Origin of the sequence: Janthinobacterium sp. PSRC1-1 (assembly GCF_049897525.1) — a bacterium.
GTDB classification, from domain to species: domain Bacteria; phylum Pseudomonadota; class Gammaproteobacteria; order Burkholderiales; family Burkholderiaceae_D; genus Janthinobacterium; species Janthinobacterium tructae.
In genome coordinates this window covers 137,107-154,205 of the sequence record NZ_JAFCWK010000009.1, presented here as the reverse complement: position 1 = coordinate 154,205, position 17,099 = coordinate 137,107, and the positions used below count along the sequence as shown (strand labels likewise).

17 protein-coding genes are annotated in these 17,099 nt (G+C 63.4%); 11 read left to right on the top strand and 6 right to left on the bottom strand.

The window, feature by feature from the left end:
* The first annotated feature begins 76 nt into the window (after nucleotides 1-76).
* Complete coding sequence (locus ACP7DW_RS20070; protein WP_426056339.1) at nucleotides 77-661, top strand: DinB family protein; 585 nt, start codon at nucleotides 77-79, stop codon at nucleotides 659-661.
* A 1-nt stretch (nucleotide 662) separates the two neighbouring features.
* Here ACP7DW_RS20070 and ACP7DW_RS20065 read toward each other — a convergent pair whose 3' ends face one another.
* The gene (locus tag ACP7DW_RS20065; protein WP_426056338.1) at nucleotides 663-1,055 is read right to left on the bottom strand and encodes a VOC family protein; all 393 of its coding nucleotides are present in this window, start codon (nucleotides 1,053-1,055) and stop codon (nucleotides 663-665) included.
* Between the two features lie 81 nt (nucleotides 1,056-1,136).
* Between ACP7DW_RS20065 and ACP7DW_RS20060 the strand changes: the two genes are divergently transcribed.
* The 7 genes from ACP7DW_RS20060 (at nucleotide 1,137) to fghA (ending at nucleotide 6,682) form a co-directional block, all read left to right on the top strand.
* Nucleotides 1,137-1,679 carry a GNAT family N-acetyltransferase gene (locus ACP7DW_RS20060; protein WP_426056337.1) on the top strand — a complete coding sequence of 181 codons (543 nt, stop codon included), beginning with the start codon at nucleotides 1,137-1,139 and terminating at the stop codon, nucleotides 1,677-1,679.
* Between the two features lie 132 nt (nucleotides 1,680-1,811).
* A complete protein-coding gene (locus ACP7DW_RS20055) occupies nucleotides 1,812-3,386 on the top strand; it encodes an oleate hydratase (RefSeq protein WP_426056336.1) in 1,575 nt (524 codons plus the stop codon).
* 126 nt (nucleotides 3,387-3,512) lie between these two features.
* Entirely contained in the window at nucleotides 3,513-3,764 is a 252-nt protein-coding gene (locus ACP7DW_RS20050) for a hypothetical protein (protein WP_426056335.1), read from the top strand.
* Nucleotides 3,761-4,006 (top strand): hypothetical protein, encoded by a 246-nt coding sequence (locus ACP7DW_RS20045; RefSeq protein WP_426056334.1) that lies wholly within the window; start codon nucleotides 3,761-3,763, stop codon nucleotides 4,004-4,006. Before ACP7DW_RS20050 ends, ACP7DW_RS20045 begins: the two co-directional genes overlap by 4 nt.
* Nucleotides 4,007-4,168: 162 nt before the next feature.
* A complete protein-coding gene (gene lepB / locus ACP7DW_RS20040; protein WP_426056333.1) occupies nucleotides 4,169-4,840 on the top strand; it encodes a signal peptidase I in 672 nt (223 codons plus the stop codon).
* A 49-nt stretch (nucleotides 4,841-4,889) separates the two neighbouring features.
* Nucleotides 4,890-5,753 (top strand): NAD-dependent protein deacetylase, encoded by an 864-nt coding sequence (locus tag ACP7DW_RS20035; protein ID WP_426056332.1) that lies wholly within the window; start codon nucleotides 4,890-4,892, stop codon nucleotides 5,751-5,753.
* A 56-nt stretch (nucleotides 5,754-5,809) separates the two neighbouring features.
* On the top strand, nucleotides 5,810-6,682 hold the full coding sequence (fghA, locus tag ACP7DW_RS20030) for an S-formylglutathione hydrolase (protein WP_426056331.1): 873 nt from the start codon (nucleotides 5,810-5,812) through the stop codon (nucleotides 6,680-6,682).
* 262 nt (nucleotides 6,683-6,944) lie between these two features.
* On the opposite strand, the gene ACP7DW_RS20025 is transcribed toward fghA, so the two are convergent.
* From ACP7DW_RS20025 to ACP7DW_RS20005, 5 genes are all read right to left on the bottom strand, one after another.
* The gene (locus ACP7DW_RS20025) at nucleotides 6,945-7,754 is read right to left on the bottom strand and encodes a hypothetical protein (RefSeq protein ID WP_426056330.1); all 810 of its coding nucleotides are present in this window, start codon (nucleotides 7,752-7,754) and stop codon (nucleotides 6,945-6,947) included.
* Nucleotides 7,755-8,261: 507 nt separating this feature from the next.
* The gene (locus ACP7DW_RS20020) at nucleotides 8,262-8,927 is read right to left on the bottom strand and encodes a dienelactone hydrolase family protein (protein WP_426056329.1); all 666 of its coding nucleotides are present in this window, start codon (nucleotides 8,925-8,927) and stop codon (nucleotides 8,262-8,264) included.
* Between the two features lie 161 nt (nucleotides 8,928-9,088).
* Entirely contained in the window at nucleotides 9,089-11,410 is a 2,322-nt protein-coding gene (locus ACP7DW_RS20015; protein WP_426056328.1) for a molybdopterin cofactor-binding domain-containing protein, read from the bottom strand.
* The gene (locus ACP7DW_RS20010) at nucleotides 11,403-11,870 is read right to left on the bottom strand and encodes a (2Fe-2S)-binding protein (RefSeq protein WP_426056327.1); all 468 of its coding nucleotides are present in this window, start codon (nucleotides 11,868-11,870) and stop codon (nucleotides 11,403-11,405) included. Before ACP7DW_RS20010 ends, ACP7DW_RS20015 begins: the two co-directional genes overlap by 8 nt.
* Before the next feature lie 24 nt (nucleotides 11,871-11,894).
* On the bottom strand, nucleotides 11,895-13,193 hold the full coding sequence (locus ACP7DW_RS20005; protein WP_426056326.1) for a cytochrome c: 1,299 nt from the start codon (nucleotides 13,191-13,193) through the stop codon (nucleotides 11,895-11,897).
* 189 nt (nucleotides 13,194-13,382) lie between these two features.
* On the opposite strand from ACP7DW_RS20005, the gene ACP7DW_RS20000 reads away from it, so the two are divergent.
* The 3 genes from ACP7DW_RS20000 to ACP7DW_RS19990 all read left to right on the top strand — a co-directional run bounded on the left by ACP7DW_RS20000 (nucleotide 13,383) and on the right by ACP7DW_RS19990 (nucleotide 17,090).
* The gene (locus tag ACP7DW_RS20000; protein ID WP_426056325.1) at nucleotides 13,383-15,035 is read left to right on the top strand and encodes a Na+/H+ antiporter; all 1,653 of its coding nucleotides are present in this window, start codon (nucleotides 13,383-13,385) and stop codon (nucleotides 15,033-15,035) included.
* Nucleotides 15,036-15,231: 196 nt separating this feature from the next.
* Complete coding sequence (locus tag ACP7DW_RS19995) at nucleotides 15,232-15,822, top strand: YfiR family protein (RefSeq protein ID WP_298408977.1); 591 nt, start codon at nucleotides 15,232-15,234, stop codon at nucleotides 15,820-15,822.
* The gene (locus ACP7DW_RS19990; RefSeq protein WP_426056324.1) at nucleotides 15,819-17,090 is read left to right on the top strand and encodes a diguanylate cyclase domain-containing protein; all 1,272 of its coding nucleotides are present in this window, start codon (nucleotides 15,819-15,821) and stop codon (nucleotides 17,088-17,090) included. The genes ACP7DW_RS19995 and ACP7DW_RS19990 overlap by 4 nt, the downstream gene beginning before the upstream one ends.
* Nucleotides 17,091-17,099: the final 9 nt, after the last annotated feature.

The following is a 17,099-nucleotide window of genomic DNA, read 5'->3' as shown; positions in this document are numbered from 1 at the left end:
GAGCGCTTTGTCCATCTGCCGCAACATGCTAAAGTGGCACGACATGCACCCTGCCCTCCTCGACCAGCGATCCAACATGAACAATCCACTTGCGCACTACATCACCAGCCAGGCGTATAACAACGCCTGGGCCAACCACCGCCTGCTGAAAGCCTGCGGGCAGCTGACCCAGGCCGAGTTCCAGGCCACGCGCGTCAGCTTTTTCCCCACCATCGGCTTCACCCTGAACCATATATTGACGTGCGACTGGTTTTATCTCGACGCGCTCGAACGCGAGCTGCGCGGCGCAGCGCCCCATGCCGACTGCTATGTCTTCTTTGAAAAGGATGAGCCATTTACCGATTGCGCCGCGCTGCAGGCGGCGCAGCGCGCCACGGACCTGCGCCTGATCGCCCATTGCCGCAGCCTGAGCGATGCGGATCTGGCGCGGCCCGTGACGATTCTGCGCGACAATCCGCAAATCGACACGCGCCAGCGCATGCTGGCGCATGTGTTCCAGCACCAGATCCACCACCGGGGGCAAGTGCACGCCATGCTGGCCGGCACGCGCATCGAAGCGCCCCAGCTCGACGAGTTCTATTGCGCCGGCGAGGCAAGCGAGCGGGCGCAGGACTTCCTGGAACTGGGCTGGACAGAGGAAGATATCTGGGGCCAGCGCTGAGTTACTCTTCCGCGTGGCAGCAGACGCACAGCTTGTTGCCGTCGAGGTCGCGGAAGTAGGCGCCATAATAATTGGCGTGGTAATGGGGGCGCAAGCCGGGTGGCCCCTCGCACACGGCGCCCAGCGCCAGCGCGACCTGGTAGCTGCGGTCCACCTGGGCGCGGCTGGCCGCCAGCCAGGCCGTCATCTGGCCATTGCCGGGTGTCGCCGGCAAGCCGTCGTGTGGCGCCGTCAGCACGAACAGGGGGCGCGGCGCCTGCTGCGCCATCCAGCCGGCCCAGGGTTGGGCCGGATCATGAAATTTTTCGATCAAACCGAGTTCTCCCAGCAGGGCCGCATAGAACGCGTAGGCGCGGGGAAAGTCGTTGGTGCCGAGGCAGAGATGGGACAGCATGTTGCTCCTTCATGAATTAAGGCATGGGCGGCGAAATGCGCCAGCTGATTATAATGGCGCATCGTTTTCCCACACGCTCCCATGACAGACCTCGACCGCCTTCATCTGCTCCCCCCCTCCAGCGCCGACCTTGCCGCCTTGCTGGCCTTCGAGCTGGAAAACCGCGCGTATTTTGAATCCTGGGTCACGGCCCGGGCGCCATCCTATTACCACCAGGACGCCATCGCCGCCGCCATCGAGCAGGCGCAGCGCGAGCGCGAGCAAGACCGCGCCTACCAGTATCTGGCCAGGCTGGACGGACAGATCATCGGCAGGGTCAACCTGACGGCCGTCACGCGCCCGTATTTCAATAAAGCTGCGCTCGGTTACCGCATCGGCGAACAATTCGGCGGACGTGGCTACGCCACGCGCGTCGTGGCCCTGCTGCTGGAAGAAGCGTTCGGTCCACTGGAACTGTGGCGCCTGGAAGCGACGGCGCGGCCGCAAAACCTGGGCTCGGTCGCGGCCATGCAGCGCAACGGCTTTCACCAGTATGGGCGCGCGGAAAAAGCCATGCATTTCCAGGGCGCCTGGTCGGACTTGCTGTATTTTGAACGGCGCAACGAGCACGCCGGCATGGAATAAAACCGAGCAGTTGCTCTATTGTGAGGCCATACCTCCCCGGATGTTATAAAATAGGCAAATATGGCACGACATCGGCCGTGCCGCTTGCCAGCCTTTCGCGCATGCGGATGCGCTCACATTCAGGGGAAAACCATGACCAATACAAACAAAAAAGCCTACCTCGTCGGCGGTGGCATCGGCTCGCTGGCTGCGGCCGCCTTCATGATCCGCGACGGCGGCATGCAAGGCAGCAACATCACCATCTTCGAAACGTCGCCCGTGACGGGCGGCAGCCTCGATGGCGGCGGCAATGCCGAGGATGGCTATACCTTGCGCGGCGGGCGCATGCTGACCACCGACAATTACGAGTGCACCTGGGATCTGTTCAAGAGCATCCCCTCGCTCGAACATGCGGGCCAGAGCGTCTACGATGAAACCATCGCCTTCAACGAACGGCACCTTCCCCACTCGCGCGCGCGCCTGGTCGACCGCAACCGTTTCAAGGTCGATGTCAGCAGCATGGGCTTTTCCATGCAGGACAGGCTGGAACTGCTGAAGCTGACGGAAGCCGATGAAGACACGCTGGGCAGCAGCGCCATCACGGACTGGCTTTCGCCGGAATTCTTCGACACCAAGTTCTGGTACATGTGGGCCACCACGTTCGCCTTCCAGCCCTGGCATAGCGCCGTCGAGTTCAAGCGTTACCTGCACCGCTTCATGATGGAGTTTTCGCGCATCGAAACCCTGGCTGGCGTCAAGCGCACCGTCTACAACCAGTACGACTCGCTGGTGCGCCCGCTGGTCGCGTGGCTGCAGGAGCAAGGCGTCAACATCATCATGGATTGCACGGTGACCGATATCGAGGTACAGGAACCCGAAGGCCGCCTGACTGCCACCGCCCTGCACTGCCAGCGGCGCGGCCTGGCCGACGTGATTCCCGTCGCCGCCGGCGACCTGGTCTTTTTCCAGAATGCCTCGATGACGGATGCCTCCAGCTATGGCAGCATGCACAGCGCACCGGCCAAGCGCACGAAAAACGACAGCCAGGGTTGGCTTCTGTGGGAAAAGCTGGCCGAAGGCCGCCCGGCGCTGGGCCGTCCAGCCGCCTTCAACAGCAGCATCCCCGAATCGTACTGGGCCTCGTACACGGTCACCTTGAAAGACAGCGCCTTCTTTGACAGGATGGAGCAATTCACGGGCAACAGCGCGGGCACGGGCGGCCTCGTCACCTTCAAGGACAGCAACTGGTTCATGTCCATCGTGCTGGCGCACCAGCCCCATTTCGCCGGCCAGCCCGAGGGCGTGCAAGTATTCTGGGGCTATGCGCTGCACCCTGACCGCATCGGCAACTTCGTCGCCAAGCCCATGTCCGAATGCAGCGGCGAAGACATCCTGCGCGAGCTGTGCGGCCACCTGAACTTCGACCTCGACATCATGGCCACGGCCAACTGCATTCCCTGCCGCATGCCCTACATCACCAGCATGTTCATGCCCCGCGCAAAGAGCGACCGCCCGCTGCCCGTGCCGGCCAATTCCGTCAACCTGGCCTTCGTCAGCCAGTTCGTGGAACTTGCCGACGATGTCGTCTTCACCGTGGAATACTCGGTGCGCGCGGCGCAGACAGCCGTCTACCAGCTGCTCGGCGTGCAGCGCGACGTGCCGGCCATCCACGCGCACGACAAGTCGCTGAAGGTCAAGCTCGATGCCGTCATCAAGGCCTTCAAATAGGCGCATTTTCCGGCGTCAACGCAGTATTGGTCCTGTCGGCCGCGCCTTTGTCACAGCGCAAAGCACGGCGATATTGAACTGATAACGTCAGGGTTCGGGAATTTCCCCTATCTTGCCAAGTCCAACATGAAACTGCGGCGACGCCTGTTCGAACATGTGCTGCTGGTGCTGGCATTGGCCGTTGTCATCTTTGCCGCCGCCATCGTGCTGGCACGCATGACGCAATGGGCGGAAGCGCAGGAATTGCCCGCCTACCTGATACAGGGCATGCATCTGGTGGGCAAGGTGCTGTTTTTTCTGGACGGCTGCATCGTCATTGCCGTCAGCAGCATCCTGCCCGCCCGGCTGTTCCGCCTGCTCACCAAGGAGGATGTATGAAGCACCTTCATTACCTGTTCACGCTCCGGCATCCGCGCCGCTTCTGGTGCAGCGCCCTCGTCATCGCCGTGGCTTCGGCCATCGTGCTGGGCCCCTGGATCGACAACATCCCATGGCTGGTGGCGATCCCCCTCGTGGCCGGCGGCCTGCTGGTGGCGCTGGGCGAACTGTGGGATGAAATGCACGGCAAGCGCCTGCCGAACGGCAACGACGATACGCAAGCGCCGTGCCGCCATCCCTGATGACTGGCACGGTGATGCGTACACGCAACAGCGGTCACGCCATCGGCCCCGCATGCGCTGGATTTAAGACTGGCTTCAGCCTCGCCGTGCATCGTGGATAGGGCGCCAGCAACCATGGCGCTTCCCTCACACTCACGGGCACGGCCCAGCGAAAGAGCCAGCATGACAACATGGATGCGCGCCAACAAAGGTTTTTTGATGTTTTTACTGCTGTTCGGCGTGTTCCGCACGGCCGTGGCGGACTGGAATCCGATACCTTCGGCATCCATGCGCCCCAACCTGCTCGAAGGCGACGTGGTCTTCGTCAATCGCCTCGCCTTCAACCTGAAAGTGCCGCTCACCGATATCGTGCTGCAGCGCCTGGGCGACCCGCAGCGCGGCGATATCGTCACCTTTTCCTCGCCGAAAGACGGCACGCGCTTGATCAAGCGCATCATCGCCCTGCCCGGCGACACGGTGGAAATGCGCAATGAACAGCTGGTCATCAATGGCCAGCCTGCCCGGTACACGGCGCTCGACACGGCGCCCGAAACCATCGCCCACCTGGGCCAGCTGACGGCGCAGCGCATCAGCGAGCGCAACGCAACCGAGCAGCACCGCATCCAGGTCTTGCCGCAAATCGCCGGGGCGGCACGCAGCTTTGCCCCCGTGACGGTGCCGGCCGACCATTTTCTCATGCTGGGCGATAACCGCGACAACAGCGCCGACTCGCGCTACTTCGGCTTCGTGCCGCGCGCATTGCTGATTGGCAGGGCCGAGCGCATCCTCGTCTCGGCCGATATTGACGAGCATTGGCAGCCGCGGCTGCAGCGTTTCGGCATGAAGCTGGAGTAACCATCCCCCCTTGCAACGGCGCCGTGCTTTTGAGTTAGCATGGCGCATCATGCAAAATTTTTCCTCAGCCAGCCTGCCAGCCGCCAGCGACGATGCCGCCCTGGAGCAACTGGCGCAGTTCCTGCGCAGCCATCCCGACGTGCTGCTGCTGACGGGCGCCGGCATCAGCACGGCGTCCGGCATTCCCGCTTACCGCGACACGGATGGCGTGCGGCGCGGCAATCCCCCCGTGCAAGGCCCCGATTTTCGCCGCCAGGAAGCCGTGCGCCGCCGCTACTGGGCGCGCAGCATGGTGGGCTGGCCGACCCTGGCGCGCGCCACGCCCAATCCCGCTCACCTGGCCATCGCGCAATTGGCACAGCGCCAGCACATCGGCGGCCTGATCACGCAAAACGTCGATGGCTTGCATCAGCAGGCAGGCAGCAGCGCCGTCACGGAGTTGCACGGCAGCATACATGGCGTGATATGCCTCGATTGCCAGGCCCGCCATACGCGCCGCCTGATCCAGGATCAGCTCGAACGCGACAATCCGCAAATGCTGGGCGCCACGGCCACTCCCGCGCCCGATGGCGACGCCTTGCTGGAACCATCCCAGCTGGCCACCTTCCACTTGCCCGCCTGTCTCCACTGCGGCGGCACCCTGCAGCCGGACGTGGTGTTTTTCGGCGACGGCGTGCCCGCCGCCTGCGCGGCCGAGGCCGAAAGCAAGATGCACGCGGCCAGCGCCTTGCTGGTGGTCGGCTCGTCCGTCATGGTGTATTCGAGCTTTCGCCTGTGCCGCATGGCGGCCGAGACGGGCAAGCCCGTGGCCGCCATCAACCTGGGCAAGACGCGTGCCGACCATTTGCTGGCATTCAAGACCGAAGCGCCGGCACAGGACATCCTGCCTGCAATAGCGGCCATGCTGGGCTGATGCCGTGTCGGCGCTGCGCCACTCTCGCTATACTGTGGCATTAACGAGGAGAATTCATGCTGGAACTGTTGAGTGAACACGCCTGTTTTGGCGGCGTACAACGCTTTTATCGCCACGACGCGCACGCCATCGGCTTGCCCATGCGTTTTTCGGCCTTCATTCCCGATACGCCGCCAGGCGCCACGGTCAGCACCAAACGCCCCGCCCTGTTTTACCTGGCGGGCCTGACGTGTACGGAAGAAACCTTCATGATCAAGGGCGGCGCGCAGCGCGTGGCGGCCGAGGAAGGCCTGATCCTGATCGCGCCCGACACCAGCCCCCGTGGCGCGAACATCGCGGGCGAGAGCGAATCATGGGATTTCGGCGCGGGCGCCGGCTTTTACGTCGATGCCACCGAAGCGCCGTGGCACAGCCACTATCGAATGTATAGCTACATCCTGGAACTGCGCGCGCTGCTGGAACAGGAACTGGCGATCGATGCGCAACGCACGGGTATTTTCGGCCACTCGATGGGCGGCCATGGCGCGCTGGTGCTGGCCTTGCGCAACCCACACATGTTCCGCTCGGTCTCCGCCTTCGCCCCCATCGCCGCGCCGAGCCAGTGTCCGTGGGGCAAGAAGGCGTTTACAGGCTACCTGGGCAGCGACGCAGCCAGCTGGCAGCCATACGACGCCAGCGCGCTGATGCGCGGCCTGCAAGGCCAGCCGGCACCATTTCCCGAAGGCATCTTGATCGACCAGGGCCTGGCCGACAAGTTTCTGTCCGAGCAACTGTACCCCGACGTCTTCGAAGCGGCGTGCCGCGACGCCGGCCAGCCATTACGGCTGCGCCGCCATGCCGGCTACGACCACGGCTATTACTTCATCGCCAGCTTCATGGAAGAGCATGTGCGCTTCCATGCGAGGAACTTGCGCGCCATAGAGGCATAAGCGACCGATGCATTTTTTTGATGTCATTTTCGCCATAATTTCGTTGATTTCTTAGTTATCAGAATGCATTCTTCCTGACCTCTGCAATACTAATTCCGTAGCAGAATTCGTGCATTTTTTTGCGCACGGAGTCGGTATTGCATCACTTCAGGAGAATGAAATGGCAATTTACCAACGTAATGGTCTTTGGCACTGACGCAAAATGGTCGATGGTGTAACGCTTACCTGACAGAAATGCGCATCGAAAAAGCTCCCGGGGAACTTACACATTGCCATCCAACAGGCCATGTTCGTTGGCAAACTCTTCCTCAGCATTAATCAGTTGTCGCTTGCCTCGCTGAAGAAAGCTATCGAGATCGATTACCTTGTCGAACTCCTTACTTAGATCACGTTTCAGATCATCTAAAGAAGCGGCCTTTTGGATTTCATGGTAAATCTTGAAAAGTAAGGAACTTGCAATACGAATGTCCCGCTCATGCTTAAGCAGTATCTCTGACAGAGTATTCGGCAAGTCGCTAAAAGGTGCGGAAGTCACCCGAGCCTTGAAACGCTCGTCGAAAGCCAAATCTCTTTCGATTTCTTCAAGGCCGTTGGTGGTCCGCGCTCGTTCGAGCGAATTTATACCATGCTCAAATTCATCTCTTTGCTTCCGCTCTCTTCGAGCCTGATAGACTTCACGCATCTCCGGATTTTTTTCAGCGTAAGCTTGCAAAGCATTGACGGCCCATTCGGGACAACGTCGACTACTCCGTTTGCCTGTTTGGGCCACCCAGGACTGAAGCGTCCGCTCGGAAACGTTTCTTCCTGTTAAGTCTTTCAGGATGTATGCGGCTGCCGTAAAGTCTCCGCCAAAAACACGTTCAAGTAAGCCCCGCATGAGCACCTTTAATTCCCCATCCCTTATTACTACTTTCAGTTCCGAAAGTAGTAAGAACACCTGAGATTCGGCTCCTTTAGGTGCCCCATCTACCAACGAAATAGCGACGTCATCAGACGAATAGTCAATGTTAAAAATGAAATTTGTTGGTATGTGAATTGCTTTTTTACTAGGGTACTGGTATTCCCATTCCATAATCCCTCCATTTGTGCGCACACTTGTACGCACAAATAGTGGCACATAAATTCAGTATTAACAAGAAAATTTGCATCGTCGATACCTGGAGGGGAAATGTCATGTCAAGTCGTAGCTCACAGCGGCTTCAAACTTCAAGTGCAATACTGGATTAATTAACAGTATCGAAAAGGTGCGCTTTTTAGTTAATCCAACTGAGTAAGTCGAATTCTTGGTTGATGCTATCTGCCACTGAGTAGGAACGCTACACTTCATGCCATTTCAGGATTGAGATTTGGGAGATTTATTCACAGGCGTGTTGAAAAGTAACCTGCAGGGAAAACCTGTACTATTTCCCAAAGGTATCTTGATCGACTAGGGCATGGCCGACAGGTTCTTGCCGGATCAAACGTACCCCGATGTGTTCGAAGCGGCGTACCGCTGCGCCGGCCAGCCTTTAGAGCTGAGCTGCGCGCGTCATGCGAAGAACTTGCGCGCCGCCTGAGCGCCAATCCAGCAACTATCCAGCTACTGCGCCGTGCTGGTATGCCCGCTGAAATGGCGCGTGTACCAGTCGGTAGCCAGCAAGGCCGCCTGGTGGCGCGTGTCGGGGCCGCCGGGTGCGGCGATCTGTTCCAGCTGCTTGTCGCAGCGCAAGGTGGCAAACGCCATGCGGTTCAGGCCAGCCACGTCGGGGTCGCGCCCGCCCACGATCAGCAGCGATGGCACGCGCACGTTTTCCAGCGCCGCCTTGCCCGCCATTTCCACCTGGCCATCGCAGACGGCCAGCGCGGCGATTTCCGCGCTGCGCCAGGCCGCCAGCTGCATCACCACGGCCGCGCTGGTGCCATAGCCATACAGGCCGCAGGGCAAGCGCCGCGTGGTCGGATCGACCTGCAGCCAGCCCAGGGCTTTTTCCAGTTGACGCGCCAGCAGCACGATATCGCTGCGCACGAAATAGGTATGGCTATCGCTGCCGCCGCCAGGCTCGACACCGCCCTGATCGAAGCGCAGGGTGGCGATGCCCGCCTGCAGAAAATCCTGGGCGGTGGCATGGCTGGAGGCGCCCAGGTAGTCGCTGTCGGCTCCCGCGCCGTGGGCAAACAGGACGATGCCCACCGGCCGCTCGGGCATTTCCAGCACGCCATCCATTTGAAGTTCATCGGCCGTGATGCTGACAAATTGTTCTTGCATGGTTGCCTCCGCTATCGAACTGCAATCGGGCTGAAATCACGCCGCTGGTGCGCTGATTTTGCCGGACCGGACGCCGCTTGCGCGCCCCGAGCGGCAAGCTTCAGTGTAGCAGCCTGCGCCCGTTCACGTGCGGCGCACGTCAAATTTGCCGCGCGCCCGCATCAGACGGCGCCGTGCCGGTCCAGCCCCTTCAGCACCGCTTCCGGGCGGATCGGCAAATGCCGCACGCGCGAGGCCACGGCGGCGAAGATGGCGTTGCCGATCGCCGGCGCCACGGCCGTCGTGGGCGGTTCGCCCATGCCCGTCGCCATTGCCGTGCTGGCAACAAATTCGATGTCGAGCTCAGGCACGTCGGCCATGCGCAGCGGTGTGTAGGTATTCAGGTTGGTATCCTTCACTTCGCCATTCAGGAAAGCCGTGCCTTCATGCAAGGCCATGCTGACGCCCCACAGGGCGCCCCCTTCCGCCTGCGCCAGCGCGCCATCGGGGTCGACGATGCTGCCCGCGTCGATCACCATGAACAGCTTTTCGACTTTCACCATGCAAGTGCTGCGGTCCACTTTTACCCGCGCGACGCAGGCCGTCCAGGTCGGCATGTCGCGCTCCTGGCCGAACGTGGCGGCGATGCCCAGGCCCGTGTCGGGCGGCATGGCCGTGCCCCAGCCCGCCTTGTCCGCCACGCGCTGCAGCACGTGGGCCAGGCGCGCGGCGCCGCCGACGGCGTTCGGCGCGCTGCCCGCGTTGCGCCCCGTCGCCTGCAGCAGCGACAAACGGAAGGCCAGCGGATCGACCTTGGCCGCCTGCGCCGCCTCGTCCATGAAACTTTCCACGGCCCAATTCGTCCAGCCCGGCCCCACGGAGCGCAGCCAGCCGGGGCGGAAACTGCTGTTGGCCAGGTCGTTCGACACGGCCCGCACGCGCTGCGCGCCCACCGTGTACCAGTGGTCTGCGCCGGCGATGGCGAACGGGTCATACGGATGGCCCTGCTTATCCTTGGCCAGGAAGGCGGGAATCATGGCTTGCGTGGGCCAGCCTGCGCTCGCTTCGTGCACCATCGCCGAGACCTTGCCCGCATCGTCGAACGCCATGCGCACATGCTGCACGGATGGCGAACGGGGCGAATCGAAACGCGCATCGTCGGACCGCGTGCAAATCATCTTGACGGGCCGACCCACGGCTTGCGCCGCCAGCGCGGCCGGCACGCAATAATCGCCATTCAGGCGCCGGCCGAAGCCGCCACCGAGCAGATAGGTGTGCAGCATGACCTGGCTCTCGGGCACCTTGAGCGCCTGCGCCAGCACGGGCAGGATCAGCGATTGCCATTGATTGCCCGCATGGATATGCCAGACGCCGTCGATTTCCTGCGCCAGCGCATTCACCGGTTCCAGCTGGAAATGCAACACGGTGCTGGTCGTGTAGTGGCGTTCCAGTTGCAGGCTGGCATCCTTGAACGCTTGCTCCACGCCATCATCATCGACCACGCGGGCGCCCAGGCTGGCATCGGCCAGTTGCTTGGTGGCATAGTTGACGATATCCTGCTCCGCCACGTGGGCCGCCGCGCCGGCCCGCCATTTCACCTGCACCAGGTCGGCCGCGCGCACGGCCGCCGCATACGTGTCGGCCACCACCATGACCCAGCCGGGCACCGTGCCGCTGGGGTCTTGCAAGGCAAACGACCGCAGGTAGCCCTGCACTTTTTTCGCGGCCGTATCGTCGATGGACACGACTTTCGCGCCGTAGCGCGTGGGCGGGATCTTCGGACGCGCATACAGCATGCCCTCGATTTCCGCATCGATGCCATACACGGCCGTGCCATTGATTTTCGCGGGAATGTCGAGCGCCTGCACGTTCTGGCCGATCAGGCTGCGCTGCCGCGGCGTTTTCAGCACGATGGCTTGCAATTGCTCCGGCGTGTACTGGCGCGCCAGCTTGCCACGGCGCACGATGTCGCCATAGCTGATCGAGCGCCCCCGGCCATGCACGACGCCGAGCCGGGCGTGGCAGGCGGAGACGGGCACGCGCAGCAGGCGCGCGCCCTCCTCGACCAGCGCGAGGCGGCCGGCCGCGCCGGCACGGCTGAGCGGGTCGAAATTCTGCCAGACGGACCAACTGCCGCCCGTCACCATCAAGCCCCATTTCGGGTCCGTGTCCACGTAATGCAGGCGCACCTTGTTCCAGTCCGCTTCCAGCTCCTCGGCCACGATGCGCGCCAGGGCCGTGCCGATATGCTGGCCCATTTCCGCCTTGGCGATGTTGACGGTGACGATACCGTCGCGGCCGATCTGGAACCAGATGCTCGGGTCGAACACGGGCGCAGTGGCAGACTTGGCCGGCGGCGCGGACGTCACCTTGCCGGCAGCCAAGGAGCTGTCGGCGCGCAAGAAGGCCAGCGTAAACCCCGTGCCGGCGGCGGCGATCAGGAAACCGCGCCGTCCCAGCGAGCTGGGGCGGGCAGCGGAATTTTCTTTTGGCAGTTTAAACACCGGGCGCCTCCTGCATGCCGGCCGCCAGCTTGATGGCCTTGCGGATGCGCACGTACGCCATGCAGCGGCACAGGTTGCCGCTCATGACGGCATCGATATTCGCATCCGTCGGCTGCGGATAGTCTTTCAGCAAGGTGGCCGCCTGCATGATCTGGCCCGACTGGCAATAGCCGCACTGGGGCGCCTGCGTGGCGAGCCAGGCCCGCTGCAGCGGGTGCCTGCCATCGGGCGAGAGGCCTTCGATGGTGGTGATGGCGCAACCGGCCACGGCGGCAATCGGCGTGATGCACGCGCGAATGGCACGGCCATCGACGTGCACGGTGCAGGCGCCGCACATGCCGATGCCGCAGCCAAACTTGGTGCCTTTTAATTTCACTTCGTCGCGCAGCACCCATAACAGGGGCGTCTCGGCGTCGGTCTCGGTGCCGAAGGGCTGGCCATTCACGGTGATGTTATACATAAATATTGAAGACACTTTCAAGAATTACTTGCCGGCCCGCGCGCGTGCCACGGCCGCTTCCAGGTTCGTCCAGGCGGGCTGGGGGCTGCGGCTGCGGCGCAGATAGGCGGCCAGCTGGGCCACGTCGTTGTCCGTCAGCGAGGCGCCAAAGCCGGGCATCAGCACGCCGGGCATGGCCTCGTCCTTGCTGATGCCGTGCAATATCACCTGGATCAGGTTGGCGGGATCGGGCGCGCTGACGGCGCTGTTCAGGCTCAGTTCCGGACGCAGGGCCACGGGCCGGCCGTCGCTGTTCGAGTGGCACGACGCGCAGGCGGCCACGTACAGGCTGGCGCCACGGTCGTTGTCGACCAGGCTGACCCGCTGCGAACGCTTGATGCCCGCTTGCACCACGGTATCGGTATCGACCTGGCGTTGCTCGACTCCGGCCACGCCGGCAAGATACGTGGCCAGCGCGCGGATATCGCTGTCGGGCGACGCGCCCATGCCTTCGTGCACGACGGCCGACATCGGGCCGGCCGCCACGCCGTGCAGGGCCGTCGCTCCCGTGCGCAGGAAGGCGTACAGCTCATCCTGCGTCCACGGCAAGGGCGCCGTATTGGCACTGGTCAAGGCCGGCGCATACCAGTGATCGATGGACGCGCCCAGATACGACGAGCCGGCAAGCTCGGCGCCCAGCGCATTGCGCGGCGTGTGGCAGGCGGCGCAATGGGCCAGGCCTTCGGCCAGGTAGCGGCCCCGGTTCCAGTCCAGCCCTTGGGCGGCATCAAGCTGATACGTCGTTGGCTTGAAAAACAGCAGTTTCCAGCCCGCCTGCAAGGGGCGCAGGTTCAAAGGGAAAGGCACGCTATTGGCGGGCGCGACCGCATACACGGGCGGTCGCGTCATGAAGTACGCGTACAAGGCCGTCAGGTCGGCGTCCGAGACGAGATTGAAATGGGTGTACGGAAAGACGGGATACAAATGGGCGCCATCGCGGCCCACGCCTTCGCGCATGGCCCGCTGGAAGGCGGCCAGCGACCAGCGGCCGATGCCCGTCTGCCGGTCCGGCGTGATATTTGTCGCGTAGATCGTGCCGAACGGCGTGGCCAGGCCGTGGCCGCCCGCGTACTCGGCGCCGCCCTGGGCCGTATGGCAGGCGGCGCAATTGCCCATGCCGGCCAGGATGCGGCCCTTCTCCACCGCTTGCGGGGAAAACGCGGTGGCGGCAGGCGGATCGATGGGCGCCAGCGCGGGGCGCCAGTAATACAGGTAGGCAGCCAGCGCCGCCACGATGAGCAATGCCAGCGACAGCAGCAGGCCGGTGAAAATCTTTTTGAGCAAAACAGGAGTCCGATAATAGGCTAAGCACGCGCCTGCCGCGCACGGACGGCAGCAACAGGGCAGATTATGACAATGATAGGGACAATCTTACCGCGATTGTGACTTGTTGTATGTACGCAATGACACGCAGGCAACGCCGCGGGCTGGCTGCGCCTTATAATCAGCGTTTCAGCACGCCGCCGCCCCTTCATGCATACCGTTACCATCATCCTCATCCTCGTCCTGAGCGTCGTCCTGTGCGGCTTTCTCGCCCGTTCGCGCTGGGTCAAGCTGCCGCTGCCGCTGATCCAGATCGCCGGCGGCACGGGATTGGCCCTGTTTGGCGTGCAAGTGCCGCTCGATCCCGATATTTTCTTCCTGCTCTTCATTCCGCCGCTGCTGTTTCTCGATGGCTGGCGCATTCCCAAGGGCGCCTTCTTCTCCGATGCGCGCTCGATCCTGATGCTGGCCATCGGCCTGGTGCTGTTTACCGTGCTGGGCATGGGTTTCTTCATCGACTGGCTGATCCCCAGCGTGCCGCTGGCCGTCGCCTTCGCGCTGGGCGCCATCCTCTCGCCGACCGACCCCGTGGCCGTCTCGGCGATCGCCGCCGGCAACCCGATCCCGCCGCGCCTGATGCACATCCTCGAAGGCGAATCGCTGCTGAACGACGCCTCGGGCCTGGTCTGCTTCACGTTTGCCGTGGGCGCCATGATGACGGGCGGCTTTTCCATCGGCGCCGCCTCGCTCAGTTTCCTGCAGGAAGCCGGCGGCGGCATCGTCATCGGCCTGGCCATCTCGTGGGGCGTGGGCCTGGCAAATAAATGGCTGGTGAGCAAGGTCGGCGAGGAACCGGGCTTGCAAATCCTGATCAGCATCCTGATTCCGTTTGCCGCCTATCTGGGCGCCGAACAAATCCACGGCTCCGGCATCCTGGCCGCCGCCACGGCGGGCGTATCCATGCATTACGCCGACCTGATCGGCCGCCCGCTGGCCGCCACGCGCACCCAGCGCAAGGCCGTGTGGGATACCGTGCAACTGGTCTTGAACGGCGTGATCTTCGTCATGCTGGGCGCGCAGCTGCCCGCCACCGTGGCCGGCTTGCCCGCCGCCTCCATGGAAGTAGGCGCCGGCAGCGCCTGGAAACTGCCGCTGTTCGTCATCGCCATCACGGTGGGGCTGACCTTCATGCGCTTCGTCTGGGTCTTCATTTCCATGAAACTGACCCTGTTCAAGCACCACAAGAAGACGGCGGGCGAACCGAAGGACGCGGCGCTGCTGGCCCGTCCCAGCCTGCGCCTGCTGCTGGTGGCCTCGTTCGCGGGCGTGCGCGGCGCGCTGACCCTGGCCGGCATTTTGACCCTGCCCTTGTTCTTGCCTGACGGAAATCGTTTCCCCGCGCGCGACCTGGTCATCTTCCTGGCCATGGGGGTGATCTTGCTGTCGCTGATACTGGCCAGCGTCACCCTGCCCCTGCTGACCAAGGGCCTGGTGTTCGCGCCGCCCGCGCGCCGCTCGACGGAAGAGCGCGATGCCCGCGCCGCTGCCGCCGAAGCGGCCATCGCGCGGCTGGAAAAGGTGTGCGAAGGCATCGACATGAATGACAAGCAGCAAGTCGTCACCGAGGCGGCCAACCGCCTGATCGAAGCCTACCGGCGCCGCCTCGCGTACGGCGAAAGCAGCAACGACGAGGCGACGCGGCTGCAGGAACTGGCCAAGGCCGAACGGGCGCTGCGCCTGGAAGCGCTGAATGCGGAACGCGATGAACTGTACCGCCGCCGCATCTCGGGCGAACTCGACGACAGCATCCATTTGCGCCTGCTGCGCGAAATCGACTTGCTGGAAGCGACACTGGAAGAATAACAACACTCTGCTGCACGACAATAGTGTCTATCAGTTAATTGTCATGGTAAAGAATGCAAGTTTCAGCATTCGTGTTTATAATGCAAGCTTTATGGCGTAGCGCCATCATTTACTTTCAGCATGGACTTCCGTACAGTCTGTGTTGTTGAGTAAGGATGTGAATCGCCGCCCGACCTGCATAAAGATACCCGACGCCGTGCCCTCCTCCCACCGCCACCGGCAGCGCCCCGCGCCGCCCGCCCTGCTCGCAGTGCTGCTGACCTCGCTGCTGGCCTCGCTGTTCGCCTGCGGCGCGCTGACGCCGTGCGCGGCGTGGGCGCAGGCGGGCGCGGCGGCCGATGCCAGGCGACCGGCCGAGGTGGCCCAGGTCCTGTTTGGCATCATCAGCTATGTGCGCTGGCCCGTGGCGCGCCCGGAAGTGCGCGTCTGCATGCTCGGCGTGCCCCGCTATGGGGCGGCCATCGTCGACAAGCCCGCCTCCAGCCTGGGCCAGCGCATCCGCGTGAAAGTCCCGGCGGCCGCGGCAGCAACTGGCGAATGCGACGTCATCTACCTGGGCAGCCTGCCCGAGGGGGAACGCGACCAACTGCTGGTGCAGATCATCGGCAAGCCGATTTTATCGGTCGCCGAACCCGGCACGTCCTGCAGCGTGGGCACCATGTTCTGCCTGCGCCTGAACGATGCGCAGATCGGTTTTGACGTCAACCTCGACGCCATCGCCCGCAGCGGCCTGCGCGTGCATCCGAACGCCTTGCAAATTGCACGCCGCAAGGCAGCGCCGCCATGAGCGCCAGCATGCCTCCCCAGTCGGCGCGCAAGCCCCGCCGCACGCTCGACAGCGTGCTGCGGCGCGCCCACCTGAGCGTGTCGCTGATTGCCGTGCTGGCGGCCGGCCTGACCCTGACGGCCGTGGCGCTGCTGGCCTTGCGCGTCTATTCGGACCAGAACCTGCGCCTGGTGGCCCGCTCGATGAGCTACACGGTGGAAGGGGCCGTCGTCTTTGGCGACGCCCTGGTCGCCAAAGAAGCGCTGGCCTTGATCGGCGTGAATGAAGATATCGACCAGGCACAGGTGAGCGACATGGCCGGCAAGGTGCTGGCCCGCTGGGAACGGGGCGAACACGGCACGCGCTACTACATCGAACGCGCGCTGACGGGCTGGATGCTGCCCGATTCGCTGACCTTCCCCGTCATGCGCAATGACCAGGCCATCGGCAGCATCACCCTGGTGCCGCACAGCCGCAGCCTGCTGCCCTTCCTGCTGAGCGGCCTGTCCTGCCTGCTCGCTTGCCTCGTGCTGAGCCTGGTCGTCGCCGTGCGCCTGTCGCGCCGCATGGAAACGGAAATCACCTCGCCGCTGCGCCACCTGGCGGAAACGGCCCACCGCGTGCGGCGCGACCGCTCGTTCGAATTGCGCGTGCCGCCGGCCAACATCGCCGAACTGAACCAGATCAGTGACGACTTCAACGCCCTGCTCGACGAACTGGAGGCGTGGCAAAGCCATCTGCAAAAGGAACACGCCTCGCTGTCGCACCGCGCCAACCACGACAGCCTGACGGGCCTGTCGAACCGCGCCTTCATGGAAGCGGAGCTGGAACGCGCCATCCTCGACGCGCGCATCGGCAATGGCAAGGTGGCCGTGTTGTTCCTCGACAGCGACCGTTTCAAGTACATCAACGACACGTTTGGCCATGCCTCGGGCGACCGCGTGCTGGTGACGATCGCCGCGCGCATCAAGCAGCAATTGCGCGAAGGCGACCTGGTGGCGCGCCTGGGCGGCGACGAATTCGCCATCGTGCTCAAGCCGCTGCGCAACAGCAGCGACGCCATGCACATCGCCGACAACATCATCACCGCCATGGCGCAAGCCATTGAACTGCCTACCGGCAACAGCATCGTCAGCTCGCTGACCATCGGCGTGGCCGTCTTCCCCGATCACGCCATCGACGCCGTCTCGCTCGTGGGTGCGGCGGACGAAGCCATGTACCGCGCCAAGCAGGCGCAGCGCGGCACGCGCCAGGTGGCGCGCCTGCCGCAACCCCACACTCACCCCTGAACCAAGGAG